This window comes from Rudaea sp., from assembly GCF_057139185.1.
The window spans coordinates 204616-221963 of sequence record NZ_DBNHDN010000044.1 but is presented as its reverse complement, the minus strand read 5'-3'; the positions used below and the strand labels follow the sequence as shown (position 1 = coordinate 221963).

Here is a 17348-nt window from a genome sequence, read left to right as displayed (position 1 = left end):
TTCGGGATCGTACTCGCGGGACGGCAGTCCGGCGATCGTTCGATGCCCGTGGCCGAAGCCATCGCCCGCTGGCGACGGCTCTCGGCCACGGCGCAGGTTACAGCGCGCACCCCGGAGCGGGTCCACCCAGTCTCGTCAGCGCGATGCTGCCGGTCTTTCCGGCATTGCTTCCGCCGCTGATCGCATAGGTGAGGACTGCGGACGTGCAGTTTTGAAACATGATGCCGGCGGTTCCGATCGGGCCGGACCCCGTCGCCTTGGGTTGCGTGGAGTTGAACACGCCGCCGGTGGCGGTATAGATCGGAATATTTCTGAACATGTTCGAGCCGACGGTGTAGTCGTCCAGCTGCAAGGTGTACCAACGTTGCGACGCGGCACCGCCGATCGCGGCACCGTTGGGTGCGAATGTGTACCACCCGGCAAGCAGCTTGCGCTGAGTCGGATTGACGACGAGGAACAACCCCTGCCCACTCGTATCCGGGTTGTACCATGATCCGGACAGCGCGTAGTCCGGCGGAGGCGGAGTTGTTCCAGATGCCACGCAGGTCACGTTGCTGTCCAGGCGCACAAGCGATATCGAGCCCGTGCGGCCACTGCCGTCGGTAAAGGAATAGGCCAATGTGGCATGGGTACAGTCGCTGAACTGGATCGCCGCATCGCCGACGCGGCTCCCGGTGGCCTTGGGCGGCGCATCGAAGTTGCCGCCTACCGCAGTGTAGATTCCAAGCGCCGCTGTTGTAGTCGTGCCATCCACATTGCCTTGAAGCGTATACCACCGCTGCTTTTCTTCGCCACCGGCCGATCCCGCATCGAAGGTATACCAACCGGCAAAAAGAGTACCCAGACCGCTGCCGCGGTTATCGGGGAAAACCTGCAGGTACAATCCCTGTCCGCTGGTTGTCGGTTGGTACCACGTGCCGGTGAGGCCGAACTGGTTCAGGTTGATCGAGGCAGGCGCAGTCGTAGACGAGTTGATCACGACAGACGCCGACGGCGACGTAGAGCCGGTGTTGCCGGCATCTCCGGAATATGTCGCTGTCAGGATATGGGTTCCGACGCCCAGGGTCGTCGTGCTGTAGGTAGCGGCTCCGGACGCAAGCGATGCTGTCGCAAGCGTCACGCCGTCGGCAGTGAATGTGACGATACCCGTTGGCGTCGTTCCGCTGCTGCTGATGGTCGCCGTCATGGCTACCGCCTGCCCGCTTGTCGCCGGGTTGGGCGTCACCGACAGGGCGGTGGCGCTCGTGGCCTTCGTCGTGGTGGACGCGTTGACGACGAGGCCTGTGACCGTGCTCGTACTCGCAGCGATCGTGCCGCTTCCGCTGTAACTGGCCGAGATGTTGTGCGTGCCAACGGCCAAGGAAGACGTACTGAAGCTCGCAACGCCGCCGCTCAGTGTCGACGTCTTGAGCGTGGTGCTGCCGTCGACAAAGGTGACTGTGCCGGTCGGCGTCGTTCCGCTGCTGCTGATGGTCGCCGTCATCGTCACCGATTGCCCGCTCGTTGCCGGATTGGGCGAAACGTTGAGCGCCACCGATGAAGCAGCCTTGCCGCCACCGCCACCGCCACCCGTGGATACGAGCGCGCCTATGGTCTTGCCACCGTCGCCGCGCACGGCGCCGGAGAAGTCGGTCTGCGCATTGGGCGCACCGGTTCCCGTGCCGACCGTCGGCGAGCCTGTCACCGGTCGTGCCTTGGTCCAGTCGTAGACCAACTGGTCGGCCGCAGTGCGGCTGAACTCGGTGATATCGGCGAGCCCGGCGTCCGCCGGATTTACGCTGTGCACGTCCCAGCCACTCTGCGCTCCCTGCCAGCCCGCGAAATTGCGGCGATTGTTGCCCACCATCCACATGCCTGGCCCGCCGTAGACGTTGTAGTCGACCGCGACCCCCGACACCGGCGGGGTCAGCATCTGCGCAAAGTCCTGCGAGGTGTCGGCGGTGATGATGATGTTGTTCTCGAACACGCTGTTGCTACTTGGGTCGGCTCCGCCGGACTGCGTCCCCGTATGCTTCCAGCCGAACGGCGATATTCCCGACGGCTGATTGGCGCCGACCACCCAGGTGTTGTTGGCGATGGTGACGTTTTTGAGCCCGTGGCTCGTCTGGGCGCCGCTGTCGCCATAGTCGACGAAGCCGAACGAACCGCCGGCGAAGATGTTGTTGAGCACGGCGATGTTCGCGAGGTGCGACTTGCCGTCATACGACGAGCCGGGCTCGTCGGCGAGGCTCAGATTGATCGGCGTCAAGCGCCTGCCGAAATCGGTCGCGTAGCCCGACGACGCTTCGAGGAGCCTGGGAAACGTCTGCGTCTCGTCGCGCGGGTGGTCGAACACGAAGTTCTGCTGCACCGTCGCGTTGGTAGTGTTGTCGAGGTACACGTTGACCGAGAAGTTGTCGAAGATGACGTTCTGTTGCATCACGTTGTTCTGGCTGGTGAAGTTCTTGGACGTGGTGCCGTAGAAGATGATGCCTTCGCCGCCGTTCTGGTAGATCAGGTTGCCCTGAACGAGCGCGTTGCTCTGGGCCACCCATGAGATTCCGGCCGGCCAGCCGCCGCCGGTATTGCCGTTGTTGAAGCGCGGCCAGTTGTCCAGCACGTTCATCCAGATGCGGCTCTGCGTGACCACATTGCTGCTCGCCGCCTGCGTGGCAGCACTCGGGGTCGAGAAGACCACAGACGCTCCACCGTTGAACTTGATGTCACAATGATCGAACGTGTTGCCCGACGACTCGATGTAAGCCCCCGTCCACGAACTGGCGCGGATGCCCAACCCGACGAAGTTGTAGTAGCCGTGACTGCTGTCGAGGTAGATGAGGAGCTGGCTGTTGCCGCTGCGGTGGCTGTTCCACAGGATCGACACGTCGGCCTGGTTGGGATCGCCGGCGCCCAGCGTTCCGCCGAAGTCGGCGTAGAGCGTCTTCCCCGCGGCGTCGAAGTACCAGTTGTTGCTGTTGTTGGTGATGTTCGCCTGGGTCTGGTTGGGCGGCAGCGGGTCACTTGCGTACTTGCTGACCTGACCGTGGATGACCTCGCGCAGCGCGCTTTCGGCAGTGCCGTTGTTGACATAGATGCCGAGCACCGGCGCGTTGCCGCTGATCTGCGAAAACCCCGCCGTCGAGGTCTGCCACACGGTGGACTGGCCCGCACCGGTGTACTTGGTCCACGTCGCCGGTTTGAGCCCGCCGTCGATGACCGGGCGGCCCGTACCGCGGCCATACGAGCCGATGGTCAGTGGCGCGCCCGCCTTGCCGCCGGGGGCGTTGCCCCACGCCGGATACTCGCGGTAGACACCGCCGCCGAGAAGGATCGTGTCGCCCGCGGCGAGGCTTGGGATACTCAGTGCCGCGCCGATCGTCTTCTTGGCAGTGGCGAAGCTGGTACCGGCCTGGTTGTCGTTGCCGGCGTTGGCGTCGACATACCAGGTGTTGTGTCCAGCCGACGCCACTGGTGTATCGGGCACGCTGCCATCAAACACCGGCCATGGAAAGGTCGTGTTGCCGATGGGCGCGGTGTATGCGCATGTAGAGGCGAGAAGAAATACTAAAGCAGAAAGAATTTTGCGTATCATCATGAGGGTTAAAATTAGTCCGGTATCAAAAAAAACGCACAACACGCCCGGCGACGAGTTGCTGTCGTTTTGCAAAAACCCCCTGATGACATTCACAATAGCTGCGTGTACGTTTTCACCATTCCTTAGGTAGAGAACCTCGAGCGCCACGCTGTTTTTGTGAACCAGATCATTATAGTGGCGCATAATGCCATCTGCGTTAATATCGGGTTAGGTGCGAATCGGATTATTTGACGGAGTCGACGTTTTGTTCGATTTCTGTCGGAAATTCCCGGATTGCGTGCTGCGGGTGCCGGACCGTGAGCGCCCGGCAGGCTTGACCTCGCGACGGTGGCGCCCCTAGGCTATGGCCACAATGAGCGTGAGCGATGGACGGCATCTTCGGGCATTCTGGTTTGGCGAGGAGCTCTCGCTGCTGGGGCATATGCACACTCCGCGGGGTGCTGCGGTAGACCTGTGCGCGGTGATTTGTCCGACTCCGTTCGGCTACGACAACATCTGCGGCCACCGTGGCCTGCGTATCTTGGCCGATTGCCTGTCCTCGAGCGGCATCGCCGCGTTGCGCTTCGATTTCCCCGGTACCGGTGATTCCGACGGCGAGATGGAGTTGTCGGCGTGGAGGGCTGCCGTTGCCGCCGCAGTGGTCGCTGCGCGCCGCGAGACCGGTTGTACGCGGACTGCGATCATCGGTGTTGGGCTCGGCGGCGCCGTCGCGCTTGGTGCTCTCGATGACGGAGTCGAGGTCGACAAGCTCATTCTCTGGGGCGTACCGGCGCGCGCGCGCGCCTGGGTGCGCGAACAGCGCGCCTACCAGGCCATCGCCGCACGGGCGAGCGTCACCCGGGATCCCGATGCGCCCAAGCCACCGCCGGATCCGCCGGGCGTCGAGCAGATCGCGGGATTTCCCCTGACCGCGAAGCTCGCCGACCAGTTGTCGGCGTTCGATCTGCGATCCGCGCCGGTCGGCGCCTGGCCGGCCGGGCGCCTGCGGCCTGAAACTCTGGTCGTTACGCGCACCATGACAGGCGACGAGAAGACGATGGTGGCGCCGCTGGAAGTGCGCGGGCTCAGCGCTACGTTTGAGCAGCGCGACGGTTTTACCAAGATGTTTGACCAGCCGCACCTGTCGGTCGCCCCGCTCGAGGTGTTCGCGCTCATGCGCGACTGGCTTGCCAAGGACGTGGTCGAGCGCGCGCCGTATGTGCCGAGCAGCGCCGGGATCGATGGTGCGCTTCCCGACGGTGCATCGACGCGTCTTGGCCCGGACAAACTCATCGAAGAAACCGTTCGCTACAAGCAGGGCGAAGGCGGGTTGTTGTTCTCGATCGAGACTCGTCCAGCCGCGCAACCTGTCAATCCGACGTGGCTCATCCTGCTCACCGGGCGGGCGGTCCGCCACATCGGCCCGAACCGCATCTGGGTGCGCATCGCACGCGAGTTGGCGCTGAAGGGGTTCGCCTCCCTGCGCCTGGACGGCCGCAGCGTTGGCGACAGCGACGGCGAGGGCAACGGGCTCATGCCCAACGAGGAGTACTACCAGGAGCATATCTACGACGATATCGAGAACGTCATGGGGATCGCGACGGCGCAAGGTGCGCAACAGTTCCTGATGACCGGTATCTGCTCCGGGGCCACGGCGTCGTACCAGATCGCCACGCGCCGCACCGATGTCCGTGCGATCGTGCTGCTCAACCTTCTGCAGCTCCGGCACGACCCGGCGGACGACGACAACGCGCTGTTCCAGCAACTGCTGAAGTTCGCGCGGCGTACCGATCTATGGCTCAACCCGGAGTCGTTCCGCAAATTGCTCAAAGGCAAACTGCCGCCGAACATCAAGGCGGCGTTCAAGGGCGGTGCTTTCCTGTCGGCGCCGTGGCGCAAGCTGGGTGGGTTGATCAAACGTCCCGTCAAAACCGCCGAAGAAGACTACGTGGTGCGTGGTTACAACGACCTCGCCAAGCGGCCGACTGCTATCGACATTTTCCTCAGTGACGGGGACCAGTCGGTCGACTTCCTCGAACGCCACTTCGGTGCCGGGTTCAAAAAGCTGGATCCGAGCATTCGCGTCCACCGCGTCTACCATGCCGACCATACGATCCGGCCTTTCCACGCGCAGGAGCACTTCCTTCAGGTCCTGCGCGCCGCGGTGGACCGGGTTGCCGACCACGCGCAGGCGGGGGCGGCTGACGTCCGTCGTCAAACTCCGTCCGTAGCCCTGCCGCCGGTCTGAGGGCACGTCGAAACATACGGTCCAAGCGATGGACCGAGGGAAAGAATTCGCAATCCGCTGTCGCACCTGAAACTCAGCCAGGCCGCCCGGCCAAGACAGTCGGGTATTTTCCCAAGCGCCGGTCCGTCGCCGTGATGCGGGCATCCCTCGGCATGATCGGCATAGCGAATCGACAGGTCCCGCACTTGCCGCGGCCGGAAATGGGCGGTGAAGGAGGCGCCTGCTCTCCCGCGTCGATGCGGATCAAATCTTGCGTTCCCACGCCAGCGCGGTGCGCGCGATCAGGTCCAGATCATCGCAGCGCGGCTGCCAATCGAGTACTTCGCGGATGCGCCGGGCATCGGCGATGAGGCTGGGCGGGTCGCCGGCGCGGCGCGGCCGCGTTTCGACCGGGAAGGCGGCACCATGCGCACGGCCGACCGCGGCGATCACGTCGCGCACGCTGTAGCCGTGGCCATAACCGCAGTTGAGCGTCGCCGATGCGCCGCCGCCGCGCAGGTAACGCAGCGCATCCAGATGCGCGCGCGCCAGATCGTCAACGTGGATGTAGTCGCGCACGCCGGTGCCATCCGCTGTCGGATAGTCGGTGCCGAAGACGAGCAGGTGCTCGCGCTTGCCGAGCGCCGCTTCGCACGCGACCTTGACCAACAGGGTTGCGTTTTTCGTCGATTGGCCGATGCGTCCCTGCGGGTCGCAGCCGGCGACGTTGAAATAGCGCAAGGCGACGTAGCGCAGCGCGCTCGCCGCGGCGAGATCGCGGAGCATCCATTCGCTCATCAGCTTGGACGTGCCGTAGGGATTGATCGGCAGCGTCGGCGTGTCTTCGCCGGCCAGGCCGCCTGCGGGGATGCCGTAAACGGCGGCGGTCGACGAAAAGACGAAGTGCTCGACTCCGGCCTGCGCGCAGCAGGCGAGCAGGTTGCGCGTGGCGCAGGTGTTGTTGGCGTAGTAGCGCAGAGGATCGGCGACTGACTCCGGTACGATGGTGCGGGCGGCGAAGTGGATGACCGTGTCGACGCCGTGCTCGCGCAGCAATCGCTCCACCAGCGCCGTGTCGCCGACGTTGCCGACGATGAGTTCGGCGCCGAGGACGGCTTCGGCGAAACCCGTGCTCAGATCGTCGAGCACGACGACGCGTTCGCCTTGTTCGGCCAGCTGCAGCACGACGTGACTGCCGATGTAGCCCGCGCCGCCGGTCACCAGGATTGCGTTGCGCTTGTCCATGCCTTGCCCTACATCGGAAATATCTGCTTGTTGCTCCGCTTGCGATCCGCCTGAAAGATTGCGCGGGACACATTGCGGCGAACGCCGCTCTCGCTCCTGCGCCGTGTCAGGCGATTCGTGCGTCAGGGCGTCGAAGACGGCACGCGATAGTCGAGCACGGATCGGCACGATTGTCTATCCGCATGCGGGGCGAGGGCGGGCACGGACGGCCGCGATCACGGCTGCTGTGCATGCCGTGCGCGAGGTCAGCGGGAACGGTCCGCAGTGCATTGAGGGGCAAACATCGACGTGCGCAGTCGCCGCTGATTCGACGAACGTAATCGTCGCGGGCAAATCCTGATTCATTGCGGACAGGTGTCACCCTGCGTGGTGCAGGAATCACGATTGCGTTCTTCGCCCGGTGTTCGTCCCGGTCGGGGCTGCCGGAGCACGCCGCACGAACCCGTACGATCGAAGCGCTGCGGCGACGGTCTATGGCACAATAACAGCGGGGAGCCGGGGCCTCCCCGAGGAAATGGAATGAGCAGATCATCTGAGATCAAGGCAATGGGGGTGGTTGCGAGAACCGCCGCGATCGCCGCGGAGGTGGCAACCAGGCATGCTGCGACGGTCGATGCGCAGAGCCGCTTTCCACACGAAACGTTCGCCGCGCTCAAGGCCGCGAAACTGCTTTCCGCAGCTGTTCCGCAGAGCCATGGCGGTGCCGGCGCGGGCATGCTCGAACTCGGCATGCAGTGCGCCGCGCTTGCGCAAGGTTGCGGCTCGTCGGGCATGGTGCTGGCGATGCATCACATCCAGGTTGCCTGCATTGCCCGGCATGGTCTGGGCGCAGCTTACTTCGATCGCTATCTGCGCGAGAACCTCGCCGACCGCCAGGAGTTGATCGCCTCGATCACCTCGGAGAACGGCACCTTCGGCGACACGCGTTCGAGTGTCTGCGCGGTTGCGGTCGACGGTGAGCACATGGCGCTCGAAAAAGATGCGACCACGGTGTCCTACGGCGCGCATGCGGACGCACAACTGGTGACCTGCCGGCGCGCGGCCGACGCTGCGGCGAGCGATCAAGTGCTCGTACTGTTCGAGAAAGGGCAGTACGCGCTGGAACAAACGGGAACCTGGGATACGCTCGGCATGCGCGGCACCTGCAGCCCCGGAGCGAAATTTTCGGGCAAGGGCCGCGCCGAACAGGTTCTGCCCGGTTCGTTTGCCGATTCCTCGGCGCAGACGATGGTGCCGTATTCGCATATCCTTTGGTCGGCGCTGTGGTCGGGCATCGCCACGGACGCACTCGGGCGTGCGGCGGAATTCGTGCGCGGCGCGGCGCGGCGCAATCCGGGCACGATGCCCCCGAACGCGCCGCATCTGGCGCGCGCCAACGTCGAATTGCAGGCGATGCGGCACAACTGGCAGGCCTGCGCACGGGAATTCGACGAATTGACCGAAGCCGGCGATCGCGCCGCGCGCGAAGAACTCGGCTCGATGGCTTGGGCGCTCAAGATGAATCAGCTGAAGATGGGTTGCTCGGAAGTCGCGCCGCGCTTGTGCCATGAGGCGCTGCAGATCATCGGCATCCTCGGCTACAAGAACGACACGCCGTTCAGCGTCGGCCGCCATTATCGCGATGTCCTTTCCGCGGCGCTGATGGTGTCGAACGAACGCATTGCCAGCAAGAGCGCTTCGATGCTGCTGGTCTACAAGGACGCATGAGCCATGCCCGCCACCGACTACGATGCACGGAAATTCCATGAAGGTCTGGTCAAGCACGGCCTGATCGTTCCGGTCGGCGTGCAGGGCATCTTCGGCCGCAGCCGCGTATTCGAGGACGTGCTCGAGCATTTCAACGCCTTGGTTACCGATCTGGCCAAGGACGATGGTGCCGAGTATTTCGTCTTTCCGCCGACGATCGACCGCAAGGTGCTGGAAAAGTCGGACTACATGGACAGTTTTCCCAACCTTGCCGGCACCGTTTTCAGCTTCCAGGGCAAGGAGCTGACCGCGCGCCAGCTCAGCGAGGCGATCCATGCGGGCGAATCCTGGGAGAAATACGAGAGCATGACCGACGTCGTGCTCAATCCGGCGGCCTGCTATCCGGTCTATCCGAGTTTCAGCGGCACGGTGCCCAAAGAGGGGCGCTTGGTGACGATGTTCAACTGGGTATTCCGCAACGAGCCTTCGCCGGAACCGACGCGCATGCAGTCGTTCCGCGTGCGCGAATTCGTGCGTTGCGGCACGCCCGCGCAAGTCGTCGAGTGGCGCGACATGTGGCTCAAGCGTGGCCTCGCCCTGCTCGAGTCGCTAGGCCTGCCGGTCCAGGCCGAGGTCGCTTCCGATCCGTTCTTCGGCAAAGGCGGCAAGATGCTCGCCGTCTCGCAGCGCGAACAGCAACTCAAGTTCGAAGTGCTCGTGCCGGTGATCTCGAAGGAAAAGCCGACCGCGGTCTGCTCCTTCAACTACCATCAGGAACATTTCGGCGAGGCGTTCGCCATCCGCACCGAGGACGGCAAGGTCGCCAACACCGCCTGCCTCGGATTCGGCCTCGAACGCCTGGTCATGGCCTTGTTCCAGACCCACGGATTCGATCCGGGCGCGTGGCCCTCGGCGGTGCGCGCAAAACTCTGGCCGTGAGATCGCCGTGAAGGTGCTGCCACTCGACCCGGCAAATTATCCACGGCACATGCTGCACGCCGATGATCGCGTGTGGATCGAAAAGAACTGCTATGTCGACATCTGGATCGAACTTGTCCACGCGCTCGGCGGCGAGCCGTTGGCGATGCTCGCCTTCGTCCTCGCGATCGACTTCGAGGGCGATCAATGGACGTTCTACAAACCGCCGCACGACGAATTGCGCGACCTCTACGGCATCGACGTGCAGGAACTCAACTGCTGGCGGCCGCTGCTCGAACACGCCGTCGAACACCTGGGCGCAGGCAAGCTGATCTCGACCGAGGCCGATGCCTGGTGGCTGCCCGACACGTCCGGCACGGACTATCGCAGCCAGCATACGAAATCGACGATCGTGCTCAACGATCTGGATATCGATGCGCGCCGGCTCGGCTATTTCCACAACGCCGGCTATTTCGTGCTCGAAGGCGAGGATTTCGCGCGCACCTTCGGGCTGGATCGCGCGCCCGATCCGGCCTTCATGCCGTTGTTCGCCGAACTGGTGCGCGTCGATCGCATCGTGCGCCAGCCGCGCGCGGAGCTCGCCCGGCAGTCACGCGCGCTGCTTGCGCGCCATCTCGCCCGCCAGCCGCGCGAAAATCCGGTGGAACGGTTCGCGCAACGCTTCCAGCGCGATCTGCCGCAGCTGCAGGAACGCGGCCTCGCCTATTACCACGCCTGGGCGTTCGCCACCGTGCGCCAGCTCGGCTCGGCGGCAGAGCTGGCCGCGCTGTATCTGCGCTGGCTCGACGCAGATCGGTACGCAGTCGCCGCGGACGCCTACGAACGCATTTCGACCGGGGCCAAGGCGTTTATCCTCAAGGCCGCGCGTGCGGTCAACGCGAAGCGCGCATTCGACGCGGCGCCTGCACTCGACGAGTGGGCTGCGCAGTGGCTGCTCGCGTCATCGGCATTGAAGAAAACGGTGTAGCTTGCACATGCCGGAAACCAGCGCAGCACAGATTCGCGTCGGCATCGATCTGGTGCAGATCAGTCGCATTGCCGAATCGATCGAGCGCTTTGGTGCACGTTTTCTGCGCCGCGTGTACACCGACGGTGAAATCGACTACGCCTGTTCGGCACCCACGAGCGAGGGCGAGCGACTCGCAGCGCGTTTTGCGGCCAAGGAGGCGACGAAGAAGGCGCTGGGCCTCGACGGCGTCGGTTGGCGCGATATCGAAGTGCAGCGCAACGCAAGCGGCGCCTGCCATCTGGTATTGTACGGCGCCGCACGCGCTGCGGCCGGGGCGGCGCGGCTTGCGTTGTCGATGAGTCATGACGGGAATCAGGCAACTGCGGTGGTGATCGCTTATGAGTAACGAAATCAAGGTCCGGACCATTCTCAAGGAGCATGGCCGGCTCGCCAGGGAAGTCGACGGCCTTGCGCCGGATACCGATCTGTATCAGGCCGGGATGACCTCGCACGCTTCGGTCAACGTGATGCTCGCGCTCGAGGGCGAATTCGACATCGAATTCCCGGATCACATGCTCAAGCGCAGCGTGTTCGAAAGCATCGCCTCGATCACGAGCGCGGTGGACGAGCTGACCGCGGCCGCGCAATGAGCCGCATCCGATGCGCCGATGCGCATCGGCGCATCGGGCTGGGCGAGGGCTGGCACATGGCCCAGGCACCCGCGGGTTCGGCGCTCGACCAGATCGACTCATTCGCCTGGTTGCCGGCACAGGTGCCGGGCACCGCCGCCGGCGCGCTGCGCGCGGCGAAGCTGTGGGACTGGGATCGGCACCGCCGCTTCGACGACGAAGATTTCTGGTGGCGCATCCGCTTCGCCGCCGAACCGGGCTCTGCCGTGCTCGGATTCGACGGCCTGGCGACGCTCGCCGATGTCTGGCTCGACGGCCAGCACATTCTCGCCAGCGCCGACATGTTTCTCGCCCACGAGATCCCGCTCGAGTTTCGCGGCGCGGCGGAACACGAACTGGTGATCCGTTGTCGCGCGCTGACGCCGGAACTGGCGATCAAGCGCCCGCGCCCGCGCTGGCGCGTGCCGATGCTCGAACAGCAGCAACTGCGCTGGATCCGCACAACCCTGCTCGGCCGCACCCCGGGCTGGTCGCCGCCATGTCCGCCAGTCGGGCCATGGCGGCCGGTATGGATCGAATATCGCACCTTGCACATCGGCGCGATCGATGTCGGCGCCGCCCTGGCGGAAATGCACGACTTCGGCGAAGTTGCCGTCGCTGCCGAACTCGACGCCCGGATCAGGCGCGCCGTTCTCGTCGTCGAGCGCGACGGTCGGCGCCACGAGTCCGCTCTGGCGCTGCGCGAGGGGCGCTGGCGCGGCAGCGTGCGCATCGCGAATCCGGAGTTGTGGTGGCCGCATACGCACGGCGAGCCGGCACTGTACGCGACGAGGATCGAAGCGGCGACGGACGAACGCGAACTCGGCATGGAACTTGGCAACACCGGATTCCGCCGCATCGAGCTCGATCGCGGCAGCGGCGCCGATTTTCGCCTGCGCGTCAACGGCGTGCCGATATTCTGTCGTGGCGCGTGCTGGACTCCGCTCGACGTCGTCACGCTCGGCGCCACGCCCGAAGCGTGCCACGCCGCGATCGCGCAGGCGCGTGCGGCCGGAATGAACATGCTGCGCGTCGGCGGCACGATGGTCTACGAGGACGACGCCTTCCACGACGCGCTCGACGAGCACGGCATCCTGCTCTGGCAGGATTTCATGTTCGCCAACATGGACTATCCGGAGGACGAAACATTCGTCGCCGTCGTGCTCGCCGAAATCGATCAACAACTCGCGCGCTGGCGCGCGCGTCCGAGCCTGGCGCTGCTCTGTGGCAACAGCGAAGGCAGCCAGCAGGCGGCGATGAGCGGCGCGCCACGCGAGCGCTGGGCGCCCGCGCTGTTCGACGAAATCCTGCCGGCTCGCGTGCGCGCGCTTGGCGTGCCGTACCTGCCGTCGAGCACGTGCGGCGGTGCATTTCCGCATGCGGCGAGCGCGGGGCCGACGTCCTACTACGGCGTTGGCGCATACCTGCGCCCGCTCGAAGACGCACGCCGCGCCGAAGTGCGTTTCGCCTCCGAGTGCCTTGCCTTCGCCAACATCCCGTTCGACGGTGGCCTGCCTGGCGGCGCCGCGCTGCGCGTCCACCACGCCGCGTGGAAGGCGCGCTCGCCGCGCGACCTCGGCGCCGGCTGGGACTTCGATGATGTGCGCGATCACTACGTGCGTCGTCTGTTCAACATCGATCCGGCCGGATTGCGCGTCAGCGACCACGAGCGCTACCTCGCCCTCGGCCGTGCCGCGACCGGCGAAGTGATGGCGCAGACCTTCGCCGAGTGGCGGCGTGCGCGCTCGCCGACCGGGGGTGGTCTGATCTGGTTCCTGCGCGATCTGTGGCCCGGCGCCGGCTGGGGTGTGGTCGATGCGCATGGCGATTCCAAACCCTGTTGGTATGCCTTGCGCCGTGCGCTCGCGCCGATCGCCATCGCGCTCAGCGACGAAGGCGTCAACGGCCTCGCCGTGCATGTGTTCAACGATGCGCCGCTGCCGCTCGCGGCGCGCGTCGAGCTGGAGTTGTATCGCAGCGGCGACCTGCCCGCAGGTAGCGGCGCTGCCGATGTTCGCGTGCCCGCGCATGGCGCGATCGAACTCGCCGCCACCGATTTGTTCGAAGGCTTTCTCGACCTGTCCTGGGCGTATCGTTTTGGACCGCCGATTGCCGACGTGGTCCACGCGAAACTCGTCGCGGCCGGCAAGCCGGTCGCGGAGACATTCTGGTTTCCGGCCGGCCTGCCGGTCACGCGCAGCTATGATGTGGGCTTGTCGGCTGCGGTCGTGGCGCAGGACGGCTGCGAGGAATACCAGCTCACCGTCAGTACGCGTGCGTTCGCCCGGTCGGTGACGATCGACGTACCGGGTTTCGCCGCCGAAGACAACGGTTTCCATCTGGCCCCGGGTCAATCGCGCACGCTGGCGCTGCGCGCTACCGGATCGGGCGGGCGCGGCCGCGTCCACGGGGCGATCACCGCGCTCAACGCCGAACGCGGTGTCCGCTTCGCGCTCGCATGAACACCGCGTCCGCGATCACCGTGCCATGCTGGGGCCGTGCGCGGCGCCAGGCCGACGTCGGCGATCGCCTCTTCGCTACGCACGCGTCGCAGCCGTCGCCGCTGGGCGCGATCGCCGAGGTGTGGCGATGATCGAGTCGCGCATCGCGATCGGTGGCCTGAGCGCGATCGCGGTTGGCGATCCGGCGGCCGCGCTGGCTGTCGTCATCCTGCATGGGCGCATGATGGAAGCGGCGGATCTCGCGCCGTTCGCGCATTCGCTCGGCACGGCGGCCTACTTCGTGTTTCCCGATGCGCCGTTGCCGGTACAGCCACATGGCTACAGCTGGTGGCCGGTCGATTCGGAAATGCGCCTGCGTCAGTGCGGTGCGCGCGACCTGCATTCGCTCGATCCTGCGGGCCGGGCCGAAGCACGGCAGCAGCTGGCGGGCTTGTGTGCGGAGATAGGCTGCCGGCAACGGCTGGTGCTGATAGGTTTCTCCCAGGGCGGCATGCTCGCAATGGATCACGTATTGCACGGCGGACGCGCGGACGCGTTGGCGCTGCTGTCGTCCTCGCGCATCGCGTTTGCCGAATGGACGCCGCTGCTGCCGCGCCTCGAGGGCTTGCCTGTCCTCGTCGCCCACGGGCGCAGCGATGCGGAACTGGCCTTCCCGGCGGGAGAGGGCCTGCGCGATGCTGCCCTCGCCGGAGGCGCGCGCGTGACCTGGGTGCCGTTCGAGGGAGGCCACGAAATTCCGCTGGTGGTCTGGCGCGCGTTGCGCCAGTTTCTTCGCACAATGGACGCGGGTCGATAAGATGGGCCAACTGGCCGCCGCAATCGGACAACGGGAATGACCATATCCGACCCCGCCTCGACTTTCGATGCCGCGATGTTTCGCGGGGTCATGGGAAGATTTGCCACCGGCGTCACCGTGGTCAGCTTCATGCGCGAGGGCGAGCGTGCGGGCATGACCGTCAATGCCTTTCTGTCGGTGTCGCTGGATCCGCCGCTGATCCTGATTTCGGTGCGGCGGACCTCGAACTTCGTCGAACACGTGCATGTCGGCGATCGCTACGGCGTCAACGTGCTGGCAGAAGCGCAGGAGCATCTTGCTCCCTATTTCGCGCGGCGGCCGGATGGCGCGGCCAGGGTCGTGTTCCACGATCATTTCGGTACGCCGCTGATCGACGGCAGCCTGGCTCATATCGTCGCGCGGGTGGTCGACATCCATCCGGTGGGCGATCATCTGCTCTACATCGCCGCGATCGAACATCTCTGGCATGGGCCCGAGGCGAGGCCACTGATTTTCTTCAGCGGCAAGTACAAGCAGATCCACGCGCACGAGCCCGCGATACAGTGGAATGCGGTCGACGGCTGGTAATCGGCGCGCCGCTACCGCAGCAACCAGCGAGGGGGTGACATGTTGCAGAGGGCCAGCGATCACGAGCGTGCGACGCGCGACGAGCTTGTCGCGCGCGCACGCGCGCTCAAGCCGCTGCTGAGCCGCAACGCCGCGCAGACGGACAGCGAGCGGCGCATCGCCGAGGAGAACATCGGCGCGCTGCGCGAGGCCGGTTTGTTCCGCCTGATGTTGCCCAAGCGCTACGGCGGCTACCAGGTCGGCATGCGCACCAACCTGGACGTGGTCTCCATCCTCGCCGAGGCCTGCGGCGCGACCGCCTGGGTACTCAACCTGATCAACAACTGCGCCTGGATCGTCGGCCTGATGTCCGCACGCGCGCAGGACGAGATTTTCGGCGCCGATCCCGACGCGCGCGCCGCCGGCGTGTTCGCGCCGAGCGCACAGACGCGGCGCGTCGACGGCGGGCTCGTCGTCTCGGGCAAGTGGTACTGGGCCTCCGGCTCGCTGCACGCGGATTGGGGCATGCTCGGTCTGATCGAACAGGATGCGAACGGCAAATTCGTCGACCAGTACCTCGGTTTTGCGCCGATGCGCGAGTTGTCGATCGAATACACCTGGTACGCCTCGGGCATGCGCGGCACCGGCAGCAACTGCCTCGTTGCCGAGGACGTGTTCATTCCGGACCACCGCCTGATGTCGCTGAATGCGGCCGTTCACGGCCACTATCCGACCGAACACGACAGCGAAGTCCTGTATCGTTCCGCATTCATTCCGGTCGTGACGCTGGCGCTCGTGGGCCCGCAGCTGGGCCTTGCGCGGGTCGCGCTCGATCAGGTGATCGAGATGTCGGGTCGGCGCAACATTCCGTACACGATGTACGAGCGGCAGGCTGATTCGCCGGCATTCCAGTTGCAGGTCGCCGAGGCCGCGATGAAGATCGACAGTGCGCACCTGCACGCGTATCGTGCCGCCGACGACATCGACAGCGCCGCGGCGCGCGCGGAGTTTCCGGACTTCAAGACGCGCGCGCGGATCCGTGCCGACGCGGGTTACGTCGCACGCGTCATCACCGAAGCGCTCAATACACTGGTTTCCGCGCACGGAGCGGGCTCGTTCGCCGAGGCCAATCCGCTGCAACGCATCTGGCGCGATGCGAACACCGCGGCCCGCCACGCACTGGTGCTGCCGACCGTGTGCGAGGAGTTGTACGGCAAGGCGCTGCTTGGAGAGGTCAAGAACATCACGCCGCTGATCTGAAGCCGGGGGCCGTCGACCGGAAATGTTCCGCGGAACGACTTTCCGTGCGCACCGACGCGCCCCGCGCCGGATTGAGCGAAGTTCTTCCGGGGCGCGATGCCGGGCTGTGTGGTCCGGTCGGCGAAAGCATGTCCCCGTGCTCCCGGCCTTGCCGATGCGGGGCGATGGATCGCGGCAGTCGGCAGTCCGGCGCGGCTGGATCGGGCCCGGCTGCGCGATTCGGGCCGGCGCATCGCAGGACTTTCGCCAAATCCGGGGCCGGGACGGCTTTTCTTAACGGGATTTCAACAAGCGATTTTATAGAGTTCAACTCCGCTTCATCCAGCTTGGGGATTTCCACGATGCCGCCGAAGCCAGCTTGTTTGGCAAGTGCAGGGTTTGCCCTGATGGCGCTGGTTGCCATCTGCGCTGATGGCGCTACCGCCCAGGAATTGCATTCTGTTCCGGCCAACAGTCCGGCGCCATTCTCCATCGAAGCATTGATTCCCGCCTTCGAGTCAGTCGTTGCCGTGCCGGCAACGTCAACACCGAACGTTGCGGTGGCCGACAGTGGTGTCGATGCTGCCGAGTCCGCGGCGCTGGCCGCGATCGTTGATCGCGCGATCTACAAGGCGCCGCGCAAACGCGTCGCCGATTTCGCCCTGACCCTGCGCGACATCCGCTATCGCCGTGCCGGCCGCGACCCGTCCACGGGCTTCGACTGTTCCGGTTTCACCCATTACGTCTACAACAAGACCTTCGGTGTCGAACTGCCTTACGATGCGCCGAGCCAATATCGCGACGGCGAGAAGATCGCCCGCGACGAGATGAAGATGGGCGACCTCGTTTTCTTCCAGGTGCGCAATCGCATCACCCATGTCGGTATCTACATGGGCGATGGCCGCTTCATCCACTCCCCCTCGCCGGGCAAGCGCGTGCGCATCGATGAACTCGCCAGTCCGTACTGGGCCAAGCGCTGGGCCGGTGCGCGGCGCGTGCACGGGTTCTCCTGATCCCGGCCGAATCAGATACGGCGTG

The 17348-nt window shown here is 65.3% G+C and carries 14 protein-coding genes; 12 read left to right on the top strand and 2 right to left on the bottom strand.

Annotation, left to right across the window (positions count from 1 at the left end; genetic code table 11):
* Window positions 1–97: 97 nt before the first annotated feature.
* Window positions 98–3721, bottom strand: coding sequence for an Ig-like domain repeat protein (locus AC16HO_RS15400; protein ID WP_395641348.1), 3624 nt, complete (start codon window positions 3719–3721; stop codon window positions 98–100).
* A gap of 205 nt (window positions 3722–3926) precedes the next feature.
* Here AC16HO_RS15400 and AC16HO_RS15395 point away from each other — a divergent pair, with 205 nt between their 5' ends.
* A complete protein-coding gene (locus AC16HO_RS15395) occupies window positions 3927–5801 on the top strand; it encodes an alpha/beta fold hydrolase (protein ID WP_395641349.1) in 1875 nt (624 codons plus the stop codon).
* 243 nt (window positions 5802–6044) lie between these two features.
* On the opposite strand, the gene galE is transcribed toward AC16HO_RS15395, so the two are convergent.
* A complete protein-coding gene (gene galE, locus AC16HO_RS15390) occupies window positions 6045–7025 on the bottom strand; it encodes a UDP-glucose 4-epimerase GalE (protein WP_395641350.1) in 981 nt (326 codons plus the stop codon).
* A gap of 519 nt (window positions 7026–7544) precedes the next feature.
* On the opposite strand from galE, the gene AC16HO_RS15385 reads away from it, so the two are divergent.
* From AC16HO_RS15385 to AC16HO_RS15335, 11 genes are read left to right on the top strand one after another with little or no spacing between them, the layout of a single operon-like run.
* Window positions 7545–8732, top strand: coding sequence for an acyl-CoA dehydrogenase family protein (locus AC16HO_RS15385; protein WP_395641351.1), 1188 nt, complete (start codon window positions 7545–7547; stop codon window positions 8730–8732).
* 3 nt (window positions 8733–8735) lie between these two features.
* Window positions 8736–9650 (top strand): amino acid--[acyl-carrier-protein] ligase, encoded by a 915-nt coding sequence (locus AC16HO_RS15380; protein WP_395641352.1) that lies wholly within the window; start codon window positions 8736–8738, stop codon window positions 9648–9650.
* Between the two features lie 7 nt (window positions 9651–9657).
* Window positions 9658–10617, top strand: coding sequence for a DUF1839 family protein (locus AC16HO_RS15375; RefSeq protein ID WP_395641353.1), 960 nt, complete (start codon window positions 9658–9660; stop codon window positions 10615–10617).
* A gap of 7 nt (window positions 10618–10624) precedes the next feature.
* On the top strand, window positions 10625–11005 hold the full coding sequence (acpS, locus tag AC16HO_RS15370) for a holo-ACP synthase (RefSeq protein WP_395641354.1): 381 nt from the start codon (window positions 10625–10627) through the stop codon (window positions 11003–11005).
* On the top strand, window positions 10998–11249 hold the full coding sequence (locus AC16HO_RS15365) for an acyl carrier protein (RefSeq protein WP_395641355.1): 252 nt from the start codon (window positions 10998–11000) through the stop codon (window positions 11247–11249). Before acpS ends, AC16HO_RS15365 begins: the two co-directional genes overlap by 8 nt.
* Window positions 11246–13729 (top strand): glycoside hydrolase family 2 protein, encoded by a 2484-nt coding sequence (locus AC16HO_RS15360; protein ID WP_395641356.1) that lies wholly within the window; start codon window positions 11246–11248, stop codon window positions 13727–13729. The genes AC16HO_RS15365 and AC16HO_RS15360 overlap by 4 nt, the downstream gene beginning before the upstream one ends.
* Entirely contained in the window at window positions 13726–13860 is a 135-nt protein-coding gene (locus tag AC16HO_RS15355) for a hypothetical protein (RefSeq protein ID WP_395641357.1), read from the top strand. The genes AC16HO_RS15360 and AC16HO_RS15355 overlap by 4 nt, the downstream gene beginning before the upstream one ends.
* Window positions 13857–14525 carry an alpha/beta hydrolase gene (locus tag AC16HO_RS15350; protein WP_395641358.1) on the top strand — a complete coding sequence of 223 codons (669 nt, stop codon included), beginning with the start codon at window positions 13857–13859 and terminating at the stop codon, window positions 14523–14525. The genes AC16HO_RS15355 and AC16HO_RS15350 overlap by 4 nt, the downstream gene beginning before the upstream one ends.
* A 36-nt stretch (window positions 14526–14561) precedes the next feature.
* Window positions 14562–15092, top strand: coding sequence for a flavin reductase family protein (locus AC16HO_RS15345; protein ID WP_395641359.1), 531 nt, complete (start codon window positions 14562–14564; stop codon window positions 15090–15092).
* Between the two features lie 39 nt (window positions 15093–15131).
* On the top strand, window positions 15132–16331 hold the full coding sequence (locus AC16HO_RS15340; RefSeq protein WP_395641360.1) for an acyl-CoA dehydrogenase family protein: 1200 nt from the start codon (window positions 15132–15134) through the stop codon (window positions 16329–16331).
* 44 nt (window positions 16332–16375) lie between these two features.
* The gene (locus tag AC16HO_RS15335; protein ID WP_395641361.1) at window positions 16376–17323 is read left to right on the top strand and encodes a C40 family peptidase; all 948 of its coding nucleotides are present in this window, start codon (window positions 16376–16378) and stop codon (window positions 17321–17323) included.
* The last annotated feature ends 25 nt before the right edge of the window (window positions 17324–17348 follow it).